Origin of the sequence: Actinoplanes sp. NBC_00393 (assembly GCF_036053395.1) — a bacterium.
Classification (GTDB): domain Bacteria; phylum Actinomycetota; class Actinomycetes; order Mycobacteriales; family Micromonosporaceae; genus Actinoplanes.
Genome location: NZ_CP107942.1, coordinates 1,333,449 through 1,349,429 on the forward strand (window position 1 = coordinate 1,333,449; position 15,981 = coordinate 1,349,429).

Here is a 15,981-nt window from a genome sequence, read left to right on the forward strand (position 1 = left end):
CTCCTCAATCCGTTAGTGGCACTAACGAAGCTAGTTCGTTAGTGCCACTAACGCAAGTGATAGGGTCCTTTCGTGTCTGAAGCGAAGCGCCTGGGAAGATCGCGGACGCGCCTGCTGTCGCAGGTCGCCACCCGATCGGACCGCCTGGTCAACGAGGCTCTGGCCGAGGTCGACGCCCGCAAGTGGCACTACGCCGTGCTGGCCACCCTGGAGGAGTTCGGCCCGGCCAGCCAGGCCGAACTCAGCGAACGCACCCGCATCTACCGCAGCGACCTGGTCGCCGTCATCAACGAACTGACCGCGCGCGGCGAGGTGGAACGCGCCCCCGATCCGTCCGACCGCCGCCGCAACGTCATCACCCTCACCACGGCCGGTGGGCGGCGGCTCGCGGCGCTGGACCGCATCCTCGCCGACGTGGAGGAGCAGTTGCTGGCGCCACTGAGCCCGGCCGACCGCGACGAGCTGACCCGTCTGCTCGCCACCCTGGCCGAACACCACGGCGCCCGCTGGTGATCAGCGGGCCGATGCCCCCACCAGGACCGGCACGCGGCGCAGGCCCAGCGCCAGTCCGCCGCCGGCCGCTACGAAGATCGACGCCAGCAGCACCACACCCGGCCAGCCGCCCGCCGACCAGGCCGTCCCGGCCAGGCTGCCGAACACCGACGAACCCGCGTAGTAGGCGAACAGGTACAGCGACGCCGCCTGCCCCGGCGGCACCCCGCCCGCATGCGCCCGCACCGGCACCCAGCCGCTGGCCACACCGTGCACGCAGAAGAAGCCGGCGGTCATCACCGCCAGCCCGAACACCACCACCGGCAGGTGGTCCGGCAGCGTCAACAGCAACCCCGCCGCGGTGAGCAGGCAGCCGAACGGCATCACCGCGCGTCGCCCGTACCGATCAGCTAAACGGCCCGCCACCGTCGAACTCAGCGTGCCCACCGGATAGACCAGGAAGACGGCGCCCGCGGCGCCGACGCCGAGAGCGAAGGGTTCGCTGGTCAGCCGGAAGCCCATCGCGTTGTAGACCGCCACGAACGCGCCCATTGCGCAGGCGCCGATCGCATACAGGCCGAGCAGCGCGGGGTCGGTGAACGCCCGCCGGGTCATCGCCGCCGTCGGCCGCGCCACGAAGTTGCGCGAGGCAGGCAACAGGCCGGCGACAGCGGCGGCGCAGAGCAGTCCGATGGTGGCGACCACCGCAAGAGCAACCCGCCATCCGTACGCCTCACCGAACACGCCGGCGACCAACCGCCCGACCATCCCGCCCAGCGCCGTCCCGCCGATGTACAGCCCGGCGGCCCGCGCGTGCGTGTCGGAATGCAGTTCCTCGCGCAGATAGGCAGTCGCCACCGCGGGCAGCCCGGCGAGCGTCACCCCCTGCAGCAGCCGCAGACCGAGCAGCAGGTGCCAGTCGGGCGTCACCGCGCAGGCCAGGCCGACCACCGCGGACAGGGTCAGCGACAGGTGGATCAGCCGGGTCCGGCCCACCTTCTCCGACAGCGGGCCGGTGATCAGCAGGGCCACGCCGAGGCCGATCGTGGTCAGCGAGAGCGACCAGGCGCTCTCGGCCGGCGTGACACCGAACGCCGCGCTCAGCTCCGGCAGCAGCGGCTGCGTGCTGTAGAGCAGGGCGAACGTCGCCACGCCCGCCGCGAACAGGGCCAGGCTGACCCGGCGGTAGCCCGGCTCACCGACCCGATACCCGATGCCCATCAAGCCACTGTCCGCCGCGCTATTTGATACGTCCAATGCATGAAAGTCATCGAGTTGATGCGTGATCCGTATGATGAGCGTCGTGCAGATCGAGGATCTCCGCGGCCTGCTCGCCCTCGGTGAGCACCGCCACGTCACCGACGCCGCTGCCGTGCTCGGCACCAGCCAGCCGACCTTGTCGCGGCTGCTGTCCCGGGTGGAGGCGGAGCTCGGCGCCCGCCTGTTCGAACGCGACGCCAAAGGCGTCCACCCCAACCCGCTCGGCGACCTGGTCCTGACCGCCGCCCGCGACCTCGTCGACCGCCACGACCGTCTGCGCCGTGACCTGGCCGGCCTGCTCGATCCCGAATCGGGCACTGTCCGGCTGGCCTTCCTCGACTCGATGGCCACATCGCTGGTCCCGCGGATCCTGCACGACGTCCGGGAACAGGCTCCCCACCTGCGTGTCGAGCTCCGCCAGGAACCCGGCCACGAGATTCTGCGCGACCTGGCTGCCGGCGTCGCCGAGTTGGCGTTGACGTCGCCTCGCCCGCCCGGCCCGTACGGATGGCTGGCCCTGCAACGCCAGCGGCTGACCCTGATCGTCCCCGCCGGACACCGCCTGGCCGGCCGCCGCCGTGCCCAACTGGCCGACGTGGTGGGGGAGAGCTTCGTGACGATCCCGTCCGGCTTCGGTTTCCGTGCCCAGGTCGACGACCTCTTCGCGGCGGCCGGCGTGACCCCGCAGGTCGACTTCGAGATCGGTGACCTGGCCACTGTCGAAGGGCTGGTGGGCGCCGGCCTGGGCGTGGCCTTGGTTCCGGAGCAGTTCGCCGGGGCCTCCGGAACGATCGGCCTCGCCCTGAACACGCCCGGTGCTGAGCGCGTGGTCGGCCTGACCTGGCGCACGGACCGCCCGATGAGCCCGGCGGCGGTCCGCTTCCGTTCCTTCGTGGAACAGGCCGGCCCCTACGACTGACAGAATGCCGCCCGTGGATGCCGTCGATCGTCAGCGCCGCCGGTTCAGCACGCGCCGGGGAAGCGATCCAGCAGTTCGGCAAGGAGCTGGGCGAGGAGTACGGCTGGTCCGGCTATGTGATGCTCAACGTGCTGGACAAACTGGACGAGAAGGGCGTGGTGCTCGAGAGCCCGGGTTGAGCGAAGCTTCCGAGGCCATCAACGCTGACTACGACTACACCACGCTGATCACAGGCGACGCGAAGGCTTTCCTGGAGCGCCTCGACCCGGCCGCCTACGAACCTGAGGACCTGCTCGACGGCCCGATCGAGCTGGAACTCGATGACGAAGAGGCCCGTCAAGCTCTCGGAGAAACGCTGTCGCTGCTGCGCGACACCATCGGGAGCCTCACCGACGACGAAGTGCTCCTGATTCACATCGGCTGAACCCAGCCACGCGCCCGGATAGGAAGTGGCTCGCCGTCGCGGGCATGCTCGGCGATCTCAGTGCGCCGTGGATCTTCGTTTACCGAATTGACGCATCAGCGGAGCATAGATCGATTCTTTGGAAGTGCCGTTTTTCGAGAACCCGCAACCAGCGACAATGTCCTGAAGTTCGACGGCGGCTACCTGCAGTGATCGGATATGCGATTCTTACTCGCAAGTAGGGCCCGTCAATGAATTCTTGGCATTCCTGGTGTGGCTCGTCGCGGTGCGCCGGTGCAGTACGGTGCTGCTCGTCGATTGTTACATCGAGACGTGACGGACGAACTGAAAATGATCACATTGCTGGCCCCCGGCAACGGGATGTCGACGGTGAATGGGAAGCGCTATGCGTCCCGCAGTGCAGTGACTTTCCGATTGATCGACATCTTGGCGGTGGCCGTCGCACTGATCTTCCTCGCGTCCGGGAAGGTTTGCCTCGCAGCTTCAGCCAGCACTGCGATCCTTATTTCACCTACCTTCCTCAAGCGCTACCCTCTGGCGGTGACCGATGGGCCAGTTCGAGTGACCGAGCCGCTCCTGGACGTCCTCGAGGTGTTGCTCGAGGCCCGGGACTACGAGCTCTACGGCTGGGCGATCACCAAGGCCGCCAAACGATCCAGCCCCACGGTCTACAAGATCCTCGAACGGCTGACCGACTACGGCATGGTCAAGGCGCGCTGGGAAGACCATCATCCCGACATCAACAAACCGCGACGCCGCTTCTATCGGCTCACCGGGCACGGCGTGGAAACCGCGACACAGTTGCTCCAGGAGCGACGAGCGCAACGCCCCGCGGCGAGCAGAAGGCCACGGCCGACTCCCGGATGGGCGGGCGCCTGATGAGCGGGCAACTATTCGCCATCGTCGGCGCGGTTCTGCTGGGCGTGCTCGCCAACGACATCTGGGCGCTGTCCGCCCCGGTGGCCCGCCGCATAGTCGTGGTGGCCGCAAAGCTGTGGGCCCGCGACCCCGACGAGGCGCAGGTGCTGTCCGAGGAATGGCGCGCCTACATCGACGACCGCCCCGGCCAGATCCTGAAACTCTGTACCTCGTTCGCTTTCCTCACCGCCGCGTTCGGCAGGGCGATCGGGCACCGTTTCCAATCCTGGAGCCGCCGTGCCAAGCCCACCGGCGGAGCCCGATTCGCGTCGATCGACTACGCAGCGGCCCAGGCCAACGCCGTCTCAGTCGCCCTCCTCGTCGGCCTGCTCTCGGCGGTCGCGCCCATGGTCTGCTACGCGGCGGAACTCGACATGGGCTTGGCGCTGCTGAGCTGGGGCACCGGGGTCGCCGTCGCCGTTCTCGCCGTCAGCACCTCGTTGATCTTCGGCTTCTTCGTCGCCCGTGCTGAGAACCTGCCCCGGGACGTCAACGCCATCGGCCTGCTGGCAAGCATGCTCAGCGCCGAAGCCGACACCGTCGAACTCCTCCTCGCCGCCGAGACGCCAGACCTCGTCCGGCCGTTCGTCGTCAACCACGAGCCCTACCACACCACTGACGCCCCCACGAGCGGACTCGTACGGCCCTATATCGCACGCGACGGCGACGCCGGCACGCTCCCAGGAGAAGCCATCGACGTCTGACCCCGGGACAGCAGGATGCAGAGCCGGACCGCGTTGGCGCTGGGCGGTCTCGCGCACCGCCGTGCAGCAGGAGGCCGTGGTCACCGTGCGCCCGATTAGCCTCGGTCTTTCACTTGGCTCATCGTCCATAGCTGCTGATCGATTGATGTGACTTCGGATGCGGTTTGCCGGGTTGCTGGCATGCTGATGGCCCGGCGCAGGGCCGGGTTCCTCCGTGAAGCTGGTGGGACGTGGGTTGCTGGGTCAGCCTGCGGGTCGTGGGAGTGCCGCGAGGCGGCTGAAAGCGCTGGTCAGGGCCTCGGTCCAGGGCCAGTCGGCGGCGATGGCGAGGCGGGTCCGGCGGGCGGTGCGGGTGAGCCGGGCGGCGACGTGCAGCAGCCGGTAGCGCAGTCTCTTGGGCTCGGCGGTGGCGAGGTCGCCGTCGAGGAGCAGGGTTTGGGTCCAGGCGAGTAGGTCGATGCCGGTCAGGGCGAGTTGTAGCCAGGCCTGGTTGATCGCGAAGTGCCGGGACGGGAACCGGCCGAAGCCGGTGTCCTTGCCGGTGCGGATGCGGTCTTCGACGCGGGCGTGGGCCCGGTGCCGGGCCTCCAGGAACTGGATGCCGCCGTTGCCGGGTGGGGTGTCGGTGGCGACGACCTGATGCCGCCAGCCTTCGATGGTGTCGAACAGCGACAGCTGGGCGCCGGGGTGCGGGCGTTCGCGGCGGACCAGGAACCGGGTGCCCTGCGGCCAGCCGGTAGCGTCGAACAGGCCGGTGATCTCACAGACCTCGGCGTGTTCACGCAGGTCGCCGTCGGTGTCGATGGCGGGGATCCAGCCGGAGGCCGCGGTGATCGCTTGCCGGACGGGTTCGGTGATCGCGGTGCCGACGCTGAATCGGATGTCCAGGTGCTGCTCGCGCAGCGATCGGATGTGGGCGAGGAAGCCGTGGCTGGAGCCGGCCGAGTCGCTGCGCAGCAGGACCGGGGTGCCGTGCCGGTGGGCGTCGGGGATCTGGGTGAGTGCCTGGTCCAGGACGGTGATGTGGTCGGCGGTGGTGTTCGACCCGGCCCGGCCCTCGCGCAGGAGCCCGGACAGGGCTTCGCCGGTGTTGTCCAGGAAGCAGAACAACGGGTGATAGCCGAAGGTCTTCTTCCAGGTCCGGGTCGCTGCCTCCTTCTCCGAGTGGCAGATGACGATCGTCGCGTCGATGTCCAGGACCAGGCCCTGCATCTTGCGGCCGGCCACGGTGACCTGTGGCAGGTCGCCGCGGACCTCGGCGTGCTGAGCCCAGGCCACTTCCCGAGCCTGGGCTCGCGCGGCTCGCAGCTGGGCCAGCATCGCCTCGTCCACCTTCGACAGCAGCCGCCAGGCGGTCGGGTCGGAGGCGACCGGCCCGAACAGGCCGGCCTGGTCACGCAGGACGGCGAGATCGGCGATCGCTTCGCCGCCGTCGGCGAGCATCACCGCGAGATCGACCGCGATCCGGCCCGGGTCGTGCCCGCCACCGCGCTGCCGCAGACCCGTCAACCCAAGACTGAACGCGCTGGTCAACCCGGTCGCGTCGGCGAGATCGGCCAGCAGCCGGGCACCAGCGTGAGCGACCACGCCCCGCCCGCCACCAGTCACCGTGATCTTCGGACGTGTTGCGGTAGCCTTCACCCAGCAAGTGCCTTCCGTGACAGGAACATCGGACCCTCAGCAAGTCCTATTTTCCCTGATCAGAAGGCACTTCTTCTTTCTCCGCCCACTCCGTGGACAGCCCTTAACGAAGGGCCGAGGTTAGCCTCGGTCTTTCACTTGGCTCATCGTCCATAGCTGCTGATCGATTGATGTGACTTCGGATGCGGTTTGCCGGGTTGCTGGCATGCTGATGGCCCGGCGCAGGGCCGGGTTCCTCCGTGAAGCTGGTGGGACGTGGGTTGCTGGGTCAGCCTGCGGGTCGTGGGAGTGCCGCGAGGCGGCTGAAAGCGCTGGTCAGGGCCTCGGTCCAGGGCCAGTCGGCGGCGATGGCGAGGCGGGTCCGGCGGGCGGTGCGGGTGAGCCGGGCGGCGACGTGCAGCAGCCGGTAGCGCAGTCTCTTGGGCTCGGCGGTGGCGAGGTCGCCGTCGAGGAGCAGGGTTTGGGTCCAGGCGAGTAGGTCGATGCCGGTCAGGGCGAGTTGTAGCCAGGCCTGGTTGATCGCGAAGTGCCGGGACGGGAACCGGCCGAAGCCGGTGTCCTTGCCGGTGCGGATGCGGTCTTCGACGCGGGCGTGGGCCCGGTGCCGGGCCTCCAGGAACTGGATGCCGCCGTTGCCGGGTGGGGTGTCGGTGGCGACGACCTGATGCCGCCAGCCTTCGATGGTGTCGAACAGCGACAGCTGGGCGCCGGGGTGCGGGCGTTCGCGGCGGACCAGGAACCGGGTGCCCTGCGGCCAGCCGGTAGCGTCGAACAGGCCGGTGATCTCACAGACCTCGGCGTGTTCACGCAGGTCGCCGTCGGTGTCGATGGCGGGGATCCAGCCGGAGGCCGCGGTGATCGCTTGCCGGACGGGTTCGGTGATCGCGGTGCCGACGCTGAATCGGATGTCCAGGTGCTGCTCGCGCAGCGATCGGATGTGGGCGAGGAAGCCGTGGCTGGAGCCGGCCGAGTCGCTGCGCAGCAGGACCGGGGTGCCGTGCCGGTGGGCGTCGGGGATCTGGGTGAGTGCCTGGTCCAGGACGGTGATGTGGTCGGCGGTGGTGTTCGACCCGGCCCGGCCCTCGCGCAGGAGCCCGGACAGGGCTTCGCCGGTGTTGTCCAGGAAGCAGAACAACGGGTGATAGCCGAAGGTCTTCTTCCAGGTCCGGGTCGCTGCCTCCTTCTCCGAGTGGCAGATGACGATCGTCGCGTCGATGTCCAGGACCAGGCCCTGCATCTTGCGGCCGGCCACGGTGACCTGTGGCAGGTCGCCGCGGACCTCGGCGTGCTGAGCCCAGGCCACTTCCCGAGCCTGGGCTCGCGCGGCTCGCAGCTGGGCCAGCATCGCCTCGTCCACCTTCGACAGCAGCCGCCAGGCGGTCGGGTCGGAGGCGACCGGCCCGAACAGGCCGGCCTGGTCACGCAGGACGGCGAGATCGGCGATCGCTTCGCCGCCGTCGGCGAGCATCACCGCGAGATCGACCGCGATCCGGCCCGGGTCGTGCCCGCCACCGCGCTGCCGCAGACCCGTCAACCCAAGACTGAACGCGCTGGTCAACCCGGTCGCGTCGGCGAGATCGGCCAGCAGCCGGGCACCAGCGTGAGCGACCACGCCCCGCCCGCCACCAGTCACCGTGATCTTCGGACGTGTTGCGGTAGCCTTCACCCAGCAAGTGCCTTCCGTGACAGGAACATCGGACCCTCAGCAAGTCCTATTTTCCCTGATCAGAAGGCACTTCTTCTTTCTCCGCCCACTCCGTGGACAGCCCTTAACGAAGGGCCGAGGTTAGGGTGGACGAACTGGAGCACGAACTGTTCGGTCGCTGAGAGCAGGGGAGCGAAACGATGGCACGGGTCGTCATGCAAGCTGTGGTCTCGCTGGACGGATACATCGCCTACCCCGACGATTCGGTCGGGCCTCTGTTCGACTGGTACGGAAACGGCGACGTCACCGTCCACGCGAATGACAAGTGGTCGTTCAACGTGAGCCAGGCGTCTGCCCAATACCTGCAGCCGTTCTGGGACGACGTCAAATGCACGGTGATCGGTCGCCACCTGTTCGACACCACCGACGGCTGGTCTGGTGTGCCGGCAGCCGGAGACTCACTGGTGGTCATCACCCATCGGCCGCTGCCTGAGGAGTGGCTCTCCAGGTTCCCCGACGCGCCGTTCCACACCGCAGGGTCCGTCGAGGAAGGCATCAGACTCGCGAGAGAGCTGGCGGGAGACGGCCTGGTCTGCGTGACCGCGGGCGATGTCGGCGGGCAGGCGTTCTCGGCGGGTCTCGTCGACGAGGTGGCGATGGACCTCGTACCGGTGGTCCTGGGTAAAGGGGTGCGGTTCTTCGGCAGCCACGCCGGCACCGTCCTGCTCGAGGATCCGGACAGCATCGTGCATGGTGATCGCGTTCTCCACCTGCACTACACAGTCAAGCGATAGCGCGATCCGAAAGGGCTGATGACCGTGCGGCCCGGCTCCGATTTCCTCTCGACGGCACAGGCGATCCTGCGGCACGAACGCGACCGGCTGACCGTTCTGCTGTCCTGCCCGTACGATCTTGTCCTGGTCGGTGGCAGTTCGCTTCCCGGCGCCCTCACGAAGGGCGACGTCGATCTGCACCTGCGGATACCGCCCGCCGATTTCGCCGCGGTGGTGACCACGCTGCGGTCGGTTTACCAGGTGGTGCACCCGGAGATCTGGCAGGCGACGCTCGCCACCTTCTCGGTCGAGGCCGCCTTGCCGACCGGCGTGGCAGTCACTCCGGCCGGATCGGAGCACGACGTACGGTTCACCCGCACCTGGGAACGCATGGCCGCGGACCCCGCCCTGGTGCAGACGTACAACGACATCAAGCTCCGCCACCTCGGCGATCCCGACGAGTACGAACGGCAGAAGTCCGCCTTCTTCGACTCGCTCCTCAAGGATGACAGCCCCCGCTCCGTCGCCTATGCCTTCAACGACTGCATCAACGACCGCGACCTCGCCGGTCTCAGCGCGCTCATGACGGACGACCACACGTTCGTCGACGCGGCCGGCGCAGCGATCACGGGAAAGGCAGCGTGCGCCGAGGCCTGGCGGAGCTTCTTCGCGGCGTTCCCCGACTACCGCAACGAATTCGTGACAGTGAATGTCGACGGCGGCACCGTGACCGTCACCGGCTATTCGACATGCAGCGAACCGGCCCTCGCCGGACCGGCCCGCTGGACCGCCACCGTGGTGGACGGCAGAGTCTCCCGCTGGCAGGTCACCGACGGCTGACGCGCGCTGCGCGCTTCAGGAGACGCCGAACTCGTCCTTCATGACCTTGGCGACCGGCGAATCGGGCCGCTCCCGGGGCACGCCGTCGACGATCACGTCGACAACCTCGTCGAAGAACGCGACAAGGCCCGCGAGCGGCGACGCGTCGGGCAGCGGATCCGGGTAGGTCCAGGCCAGATTCTCCCCTGCCGCGAATGACAGGTACGTCGCGCGGCCCTTGTATGGACAGGCCGTCACCATGTCGCTGGGCAGGACCTCCGCCTTGAGGTCCTCGCGGGGCAGGTAGAAGCGCGGGTACAGCTTCGTCTCGAACGCGAGTGTCGGGGTGTGCGACTCGGCGAGCAGCACGCCGTCCCGCTCGATGCGCACGTGCCGGCTGCTGCGCCGCGCGTCGACGCGGGAGAACGGGTCGCGAGGGTGTGAGAAGACGGGCTCGTCCTCCTCCGTCCAGTCGAAGGCGTCGAAATCGAACGCGACGTGACCGGTTAGGTCCCCGTCGTCCGGGCGGAACGCGGCGCGCTCGCGGACGTCGTCGCCCTCGCGTACGTCGTACGCCTGCCCGGGCGTGGAGTGCGCGGCGAACGGGATGCCGGGGTGCAGCACCGCTACGTCGCTGCCCGCAGCCGGCTCCACGGGCACGAGCTCGGCTCGGACGTCCTTGTCCGGCACGGCGTAGGTGGGCACGATGCGCCGCGGTTCCCACAGCAGCAGCGCGGCACGGCTGTCGATGACGAGCCGGCTGCCGAGCCGGGCGCGGACCCATTTGTCCGTCGGCTCGTGCCGTAGCACGCCGAGCAACCTCATCATTTCGTCACCCACGTTCACGCTCATGACGGCAAGTCTTACCGCTGAACGCGCGCTCGGACGCCTTCCATCAGATTCGCGACTCGCCTTCCTTTAGTCGGTGTCTTATAGTCGGATCCGACTATGGAGGGGTTCAGGATGGCGCGACGGAAGGTCTCCAACACGTTGGCACTGGCCGTGCTCGGCCTGCTGCAGGAGAAGACCATGCATCCCTACGAGATGGCCTCGACGCTGCGCGAACGAGGCAAGGACAACAGCTTCAAGGTCAACACCGGTTCGCTGTACGACACGGTGCAGTCCCTCCTGCGCCACGGCTGGATCGCTGAGGTCGAGACGGTGCGTGACAGTCGGCGGCCGGAGCGGACCGTCTATGCGACCACCGAGGTGGGACAGCAGGAGTTCGTCAGCTGGGTCGACGAGTTGATCCGTACACCTGCAACGGAGTATCCGAAATTCATGGCCGCGGTCTCGTACCTCGGCGCTCTCGGACCGGAACGAGCCGCGGAAGCCCTCACCGAACGGGTCCGGCACCTCGATCGGCAGATCGAGGAGGCCCAGCAGATGCTGGACGAGACAGTCGGCACCGGGCTGCTGCCCCGCCTTTTCATGATCGAAGGTGAGTACGCGCTGCACGCCCTGCAAGCCGAGCGCGCGTGGACACAACGGACGCGCGACGAGATCCGCGACGGCACGTTGTCCTGGCCCGAGACGTGGTCCGACCCGAAGGACACGCCATGATCGACGTTCTCATCGCCGGAGCCGGCCCGGCCGGGCTGATGCTGGCCTGCGAGCTCCGCCTCGCCGGCATCGACACCGTAGTGGTCGAGCGTCATGCGCAGCGGCCCGGCTTCTGCCGCGGGTTCACGCTCAACTCCCGCTCCCTGGATCTTCTCGCACGACGGGGCCTTGCCGCACCACTCATCGCCGAAGGGTGGCAGGCGCCGCAGGCCGCCTTCACCTCGCTGCCGGTGACTCTCGGGCTCGCCGACGCGTTCACCGACCACCCCTACACCCTCGGAATCCCGCAGACCCGGGTGGAAGAATTTCTGGAGGAGCAGGCGACCCGGCTCGGTGCCGACATCCGGCGCGGGCAGGAATTGCTCGACCTGGAGGAGGCCGACGACGCGGTCCTGGTCACCGTCGGCGACCATCGCCTGCGAGCCCGGTACGTCGTGGGCTGCGACGGAAGCCGCAGCACTGTCCGCAAGAGGGCCGGCATCGCTTTTCCGGGAACCGATGCCACCCGCTACTCACTTCTCGGCGATGTCACCCTCGCCGATCCCGAAGCACTGCCATTCGGCGTAAGCACCGGGCCCGGCGGATCGGTGTTCCTGATTCCGCGTCCCGGCTACGTACGGATCACCACCGACGACCCGCAACCCGATGCCCCGGTCACCCTGGCGGCCCTGCAGTCAGCGGTCGACCATGCTCTCGGCCGCCACGTCCGGCTGACCGAACCTCGCTGGGTGACCCGGTTCAGCGACGCCTCACGACAGGCGGAGCGTTACGTACACGGCCGGGTCATCCTGGCCGGCGACGCCGCGCACATCCACCCACCGGCGGGCGCGATCGGCATCAACGTGGCGCTGGACGATGCGTTCAACCTGGGCTGGAAGCTGGCGGCCACCGTTCACGGAACTGCACCGGACCATCTGCTCGAGAGCTACCACACCGAGCGGCATGCCGTCGGGCAGAAGGTGCTGGCCAGCACCCGCGCCCAGGTGCTGCTCGGCAACGCCGACGACAAACTGCAACCGCTCGTCGACCTGCTCACCCGGGTAGCCACACACCCCGGCGGCAATCAGGCCTTCGCCGAGGTCGTCACCTGCCTTGACACCTCATACGACATGACACCTGCGGGAAGTCATCCGTGGCTGGGCCGACTGTTCCCGAACCTCCAGCTCACCACAGCCGCCGGCGTCACCGAGGTGGCCGAGCTTCTGTCACCCGGACGCCCGTTACTGATCGATCTGGCCGGACACCACGCCATGAGGCCGTGGGCCGACCACGTCGACGTCGTAGAGGCGGCCTGCCCCGAGCAACCGGACCTCGAGGCTGTCATGCTGCGCCCGGACGGACATACCGCGTGGATTCGCGGCAACGACAGCGACACCCCCGAACAGGCAATCCACCACTGGTTGGGCCAACGGACCACGACGCCGAACGCACCGAGATAATCGGTGCTGCAGCTCAGTCCGCCCGGTCAGCGCGGCAGCGAGAGCAGAGCTTCCACCACCGCGTCCGGCGCCCGCAGCGGCACGAAATGGTCGACGCCGGGCAGTCGCACGAGCCGGCAGCCGGGAAGGCGCCGCGCCGCCTCCACGCAGGCCGGGACGAACGATGGGCGTTCGAGGTCGCCGAGCAGCAGCACGCTGGGGGTGGCGACCTGCTCCAGGCGGGACCACGCGTCGCCGTCATCGGCGAAGAAGGCACCGCCCCAATGGAGCCAGTAGCGGACCGCCGAGCGCAGCAGATCGACGACGAGCGGGTCTCGCCCGGCCCTGGCCCACCGGGCGACGCCCTGCTCGACGAAGACGTCCGGATCAGCGCTGTCCGGCTCGTCGTCCGGGCCGTGGGCGGGCGGGGCACCGGAGATACCGGGGCAGGCCAGCACCAGCCCGCGGACCCGGTCCGGCTCGGCGAGGGCAAGGTCGAGCGCGGTGCCGCCACCCATGCTGCAGCCGGCGAACAAGGCCGGCCCGACGTCGAGCAGGTCCAGCAACCGGCGTAAGTCGTCCAGCCGGGAGAACCGCCCGACCGGCGGCGCTGAACGGCCGAAACCCCGCACGTCATAGCGCACCATCCGGAACTGTCCCTCGAGCCGCTCCCAGACGGGATCCCAGATCCGCGCGTCGCCGACTCCCGGATGCAGCAGCACCACCGGCGGCAATGCACCCCCGGAGTCCTCGACCCAGAGAGATCCGCCACCCACATCGATCACCCGCTCCACGGCGACGACCCTGCCACACCAGCGCTGACCTTCCGTCGCCCCTCCACCCGAAGGAAGGGTTCACGCAACCGGGAGGTCGACTCGACGTCCCAGTCCGAACTCGGCCGCCTCGTCGTCGGTGACCATGGCGAACGCGCCGGCCGGCACCCCGTCGAGCGTCGCCACCCGGGAGGCGGCCGACAGCAGACCGGCCTGATCCGTTCCGGTGATGAAGAAGATGTAGACGTCGCCGTACTCTTCGCCGTCGTCGTACACCTCCACCGCGCCGTCCTCCTCCAACTCCACCAGGAATTCCTCGATCTGGTCGATCCAGGGGAACGGATAAGCGGCGGGCGCAAGGTTCTCAGCCGGTGTCAGCGGAACGTGGATCTCGACGACGTCTGTCATGACGACATGATCCATCGTGTCGGTGCAACCGGCGTACGCGCCTCCAGCCGCGAGCCGCCGTGGCAGGTCAATTGTGCCGGCTCGATCAGACCTGGGTCCCGGGTGGGGATTTCAGGTGTCGCTCCGTTTCGGCCGGATAACCACCACGGCCCGACCGAAGAGCGTCGACAGCCACGCGGATGAGGTCGATGTTGACACCGGCAGCACCACTCGGATCGTGGACCTGGAGCCGGATGTCCAGACTCACTGCCGTCTCACCCCATCCCTGCGCCTCGATGTTGAGGTGGGCGATCTTCTGCGATTTCAGGTGAGGCAGATATCCCAGGGGCGCCAACTGCACCTTGTCAGAGCCCAGCGCGTTCATCTTGGACTGCTTCTTGCTGTCCGGGTTCTCGGCGAGATTGCGGAAGTCTTCGGTACCACCCAGGTTGACCTGATAGGAGCTGACCAGAGTCAGGCCGCGCTCCTGCAGCATCCGCAGCAGCGCCTTGTGAACGACGGAGGCACCGAATTGACTGGCCAGGTCGTCGCCGATCAGCGGCAGCCCGGCCTGCTCGAAACGCTTGAGCAGCGACGAGTCCCGCGCAACCGGATCCGCGGTGGTGTTGACGAACGCCACGCCCGCCAGCAGCGCAGCCTCCGCGTACGCCCGAGCGGTATCCGGCCGGCCGCTCGGCGCAGAGTAGAGCACAACCTCGGACCCACTCAGCGCCTCCGCCACCCTCCGGATCTCGCTGGAGTCCGTGAGCCCGCGCTGCACCCGGACGCCCGATGGGGCAAGCTCCGCACCCAGGCGCGGGAAGTTGTTCGGCGGCGCGAAGATCGCATGGTGTAGGTCCTGGCCGACCTTGCCCGCAGAGAGGGCGAAGGCCGCAACGAACTCGATGTCGCCAACGCCCAGCCCGTTCACTTCAGGCTGGTGGATGCCGACCGAGCTGCCCGTCCTGCGGTAGAAGTTGATTCCCTGCACCAGCGCTGACGTGTTGTTGCCTACGCCGACGACTGCCACCCTCGCCTTTTCGATCACTGCACGAGGCTACCGGCGCGGATGAATCAGCGTCAGTTTGCCGTGCGTCGGCGGTAGTACCTCGCTTGGCGGTCACGGTGGGCGCAGGACTCATGGCAGTAACGTCGACGCGGATGGTGCTGCACGAAGAACAGGCAGCAGTCGGAGCCCTCGCAGCGGCGCAGCAATCGGGCCTGGCCTCCGGTGAGCAGTTCGATGCAGGCGGTGGCCAGGCTGCCGAGGAGCGCGGCATCACCGGTTGCGGCGCCTCGCCGACTGTCCGCGACGAGCGCCCCGGTGGAGTGCCAGACCATCTGCGGGGACGTCGGTGCGTGCCTGGCAACCGTGTTGACGTGCATGATCGCGGCCGCGGGCGGTGTTGCGCCGGTGACCGTCGCCGCGAACAAGGTGTGGATGCTGTCCCGCAGGGCCTTGGCCGCAGCCGTGTCACGGGCCGGGTGTGCGCCGGCCGTCGTGAACCAGAGCGTGGCCAGTTCGGTTGTGCCGAGGAAGTCCTCGCCGCCGTCGTACAGCGTGTTGGCGAACTCCACGACCAGCGGTTCGGTTCCCAGGATCGGCGGCTCCACGTCATCCACCCGAATATTCTATGCTGACGGTAAGAGGTGCCTGTTACCGTCAGCCGCATGATGACCTGGCGACACGTCACCCGTGACGACTTCCCGCTGTTGGCGCGCTGGCTGGCGGAGCCGCACGTGGCCCGCTGGTGGCACCACGAGACGTCCGTGGCGGCCGTGGAGCGCGACTTCGGGCCGTCCGCGCGCCGTGAGGAGCCGAACGAGGACCTTCTGGCGTTTCTCGACGGCGCACCGATCGGGCTGCTGCAACGCTCGTTCCTGCACGACTACCCGGAGTACCTCGACGAGCTGACGCCGCTCACCGCGGTGCCGCCCCGTGCGATGACGATCGACTACCTGATCGGCGACACGGCAAACGTCGGGCGTGGCATCGGCACCCGGATGATCCGCTCGGCGCTGGGGCACCTGTGGGGCGACCACAAGGATGCCGAATGCGTGATTGTGGCGGTGCACGCCGACAACACCGGGTCGTGGCGGGTGCTGGAGAAGGCGGGCTTGGCTCGCGTCGCCCACGGCGAGATCAACCCGGACAATCCCATCGACGATCGGCGCCATTACGTCTACCGCAAAGATCGCCCCAAGAACTGACGAGCGCAGGGAGATGAGCAATCACAGACCGCTC

19 protein-coding genes are annotated in these 15,981 nt (G+C 68.3%); 11 read left to right on the forward strand and 8 right to left on the reverse strand.

The window, feature by feature from the left end; all coding sequences use genetic code 11:
- Positions 1–72: 72 nt before the first annotated feature.
- Positions 73–513 (forward strand): MarR family winged helix-turn-helix transcriptional regulator, encoded by a 441-nt coding sequence (locus OHA21_RS05970; RefSeq protein ID WP_328470960.1) that lies wholly within the window; start codon positions 73–75, stop codon positions 511–513.
- Here OHA21_RS05970 and OHA21_RS05975 read toward each other — a convergent pair whose 3' ends face one another.
- Positions 514–1,713 carry an MFS transporter gene (locus tag OHA21_RS05975; protein ID WP_328470962.1) on the reverse strand — a complete coding sequence of 400 codons (1,200 nt, stop codon included), beginning with the start codon at positions 1,711–1,713 and terminating at the stop codon, positions 514–516.
- A 73-nt stretch (positions 1,714–1,786) separates the two neighbouring features.
- Between OHA21_RS05975 and OHA21_RS05980 the strand changes: the two genes are divergently transcribed.
- The 5 genes from OHA21_RS05980 to OHA21_RS06000 all read left to right on the forward strand — a co-directional run bounded on the left by OHA21_RS05980 (position 1,787) and on the right by OHA21_RS06000 (position 4,717).
- Positions 1,787–2,671 (forward strand): LysR family transcriptional regulator, encoded by an 885-nt coding sequence (locus tag OHA21_RS05980; RefSeq protein ID WP_328478316.1) that lies wholly within the window; start codon positions 1,787–1,789, stop codon positions 2,669–2,671.
- A gap of 17 nt (positions 2,672–2,688) precedes the next feature.
- Complete coding sequence (locus OHA21_RS05985) at positions 2,689–2,850, forward strand: hypothetical protein (protein ID WP_328470964.1); 162 nt, start codon at positions 2,689–2,691, stop codon at positions 2,848–2,850.
- Positions 2,847–3,095 carry a hypothetical protein gene (locus OHA21_RS05990; protein ID WP_328470966.1) on the forward strand — a complete coding sequence of 83 codons (249 nt, stop codon included), beginning with the start codon at positions 2,847–2,849 and terminating at the stop codon, positions 3,093–3,095. The genes OHA21_RS05985 and OHA21_RS05990 overlap by 4 nt, the downstream gene beginning before the upstream one ends.
- Positions 3,096–3,407: 312 nt before the next feature.
- A complete protein-coding gene (locus OHA21_RS05995) occupies positions 3,408–3,974 on the forward strand; it encodes a PadR family transcriptional regulator (protein WP_328470968.1) in 567 nt (188 codons plus the stop codon).
- Positions 3,959–4,717 carry a hypothetical protein gene (locus OHA21_RS06000; RefSeq protein WP_328470970.1) on the forward strand — a complete coding sequence of 253 codons (759 nt, stop codon included), beginning with the start codon at positions 3,959–3,961 and terminating at the stop codon, positions 4,715–4,717. The genes OHA21_RS05995 and OHA21_RS06000 overlap by 16 nt, the downstream gene beginning before the upstream one ends.
- 243 nt (positions 4,718–4,960) lie before the next feature.
- Here OHA21_RS06000 and OHA21_RS06005 read toward each other — a convergent pair whose 3' ends face one another.
- Positions 4,961–6,358 carry an IS1380 family transposase gene (locus OHA21_RS06005; protein ID WP_328468718.1) on the reverse strand — a complete coding sequence of 466 codons (1,398 nt, stop codon included), beginning with the start codon at positions 6,356–6,358 and terminating at the stop codon, positions 4,961–4,963.
- Positions 6,359–6,626: 268 nt separating this feature from the next.
- Positions 6,627–8,024, reverse strand: coding sequence for an IS1380 family transposase (locus OHA21_RS06010; protein ID WP_328468718.1), 1,398 nt, complete (start codon positions 8,022–8,024; stop codon positions 6,627–6,629).
- A gap of 179 nt (positions 8,025–8,203) precedes the next feature.
- Between OHA21_RS06010 and OHA21_RS06015 the strand changes: the two genes are divergently transcribed.
- Positions 8,204–8,797 (forward strand): dihydrofolate reductase family protein, encoded by a 594-nt coding sequence (locus tag OHA21_RS06015; RefSeq protein WP_328470972.1) that lies wholly within the window; start codon positions 8,204–8,206, stop codon positions 8,795–8,797.
- 18 nt (positions 8,798–8,815) lie between these two features.
- A complete protein-coding gene (locus tag OHA21_RS06020; RefSeq protein WP_328470974.1) occupies positions 8,816–9,616 on the forward strand; it encodes a nuclear transport factor 2 family protein in 801 nt (266 codons plus the stop codon).
- Between the two features lie 15 nt (positions 9,617–9,631).
- Here the strand turns inward: OHA21_RS06020 and OHA21_RS06025 are convergent, their stop codons facing one another.
- Complete coding sequence (locus OHA21_RS06025; protein ID WP_328470976.1) at positions 9,632–10,447, reverse strand: DUF427 domain-containing protein; 816 nt, start codon at positions 10,445–10,447, stop codon at positions 9,632–9,634.
- Positions 10,448–10,558: 111 nt separating this feature from the next.
- Here OHA21_RS06025 and OHA21_RS06030 point away from each other — a divergent pair, with 111 nt between their 5' ends.
- Together OHA21_RS06030 and OHA21_RS06035 are read left to right on the forward strand one after the other, a co-directional pair.
- A complete protein-coding gene (locus OHA21_RS06030) occupies positions 10,559–11,158 on the forward strand; it encodes a PadR family transcriptional regulator (protein WP_328470978.1) in 600 nt (199 codons plus the stop codon).
- Positions 11,155–12,597: an FAD-dependent monooxygenase gene (locus tag OHA21_RS06035; RefSeq protein WP_328470980.1), complete on the forward strand. Its 1,443-nt coding sequence runs from the start codon at positions 11,155–11,157 to the stop codon at positions 12,595–12,597. The genes OHA21_RS06030 and OHA21_RS06035 overlap by 4 nt, the downstream gene beginning before the upstream one ends.
- 26 nt (positions 12,598–12,623) lie before the next feature.
- On the opposite strand, the gene OHA21_RS06040 is transcribed toward OHA21_RS06035, so the two are convergent.
- The 4 genes from OHA21_RS06040 to OHA21_RS06055 all read right to left on the reverse strand — a co-directional run bounded on the left by OHA21_RS06040 (position 12,624) and on the right by OHA21_RS06055 (position 15,359).
- Entirely contained in the window at positions 12,624–13,370 is a 747-nt protein-coding gene (locus OHA21_RS06040) for an alpha/beta fold hydrolase (RefSeq protein WP_328470982.1), read from the reverse strand.
- 60 nt (positions 13,371–13,430) lie between these two features.
- A complete protein-coding gene (locus OHA21_RS06045; RefSeq protein WP_328470984.1) occupies positions 13,431–13,757 on the reverse strand; it encodes a hypothetical protein in 327 nt (108 codons plus the stop codon).
- 85 nt (positions 13,758–13,842) lie between these two features.
- A complete protein-coding gene (locus tag OHA21_RS06050; RefSeq protein ID WP_328470986.1) occupies positions 13,843–14,784 on the reverse strand; it encodes an inositol-3-phosphate synthase in 942 nt (313 codons plus the stop codon).
- A gap of 32 nt (positions 14,785–14,816) precedes the next feature.
- Positions 14,817–15,359, reverse strand: a complete 543-nt coding sequence (locus tag OHA21_RS06055; RefSeq protein WP_328470988.1) for an ABATE domain-containing protein — start codon at positions 15,357–15,359, stop codon at positions 14,817–14,819.
- Positions 15,360–15,407: 48 nt separating this feature from the next.
- Here OHA21_RS06055 and OHA21_RS06060 point away from each other — a divergent pair, with 48 nt between their 5' ends.
- Positions 15,408–15,947, forward strand: a complete 540-nt coding sequence (locus tag OHA21_RS06060) for a GNAT family N-acetyltransferase (protein ID WP_328470990.1) — start codon at positions 15,408–15,410, stop codon at positions 15,945–15,947.
- Positions 15,948–15,981: the final 34 nt, after the last annotated feature.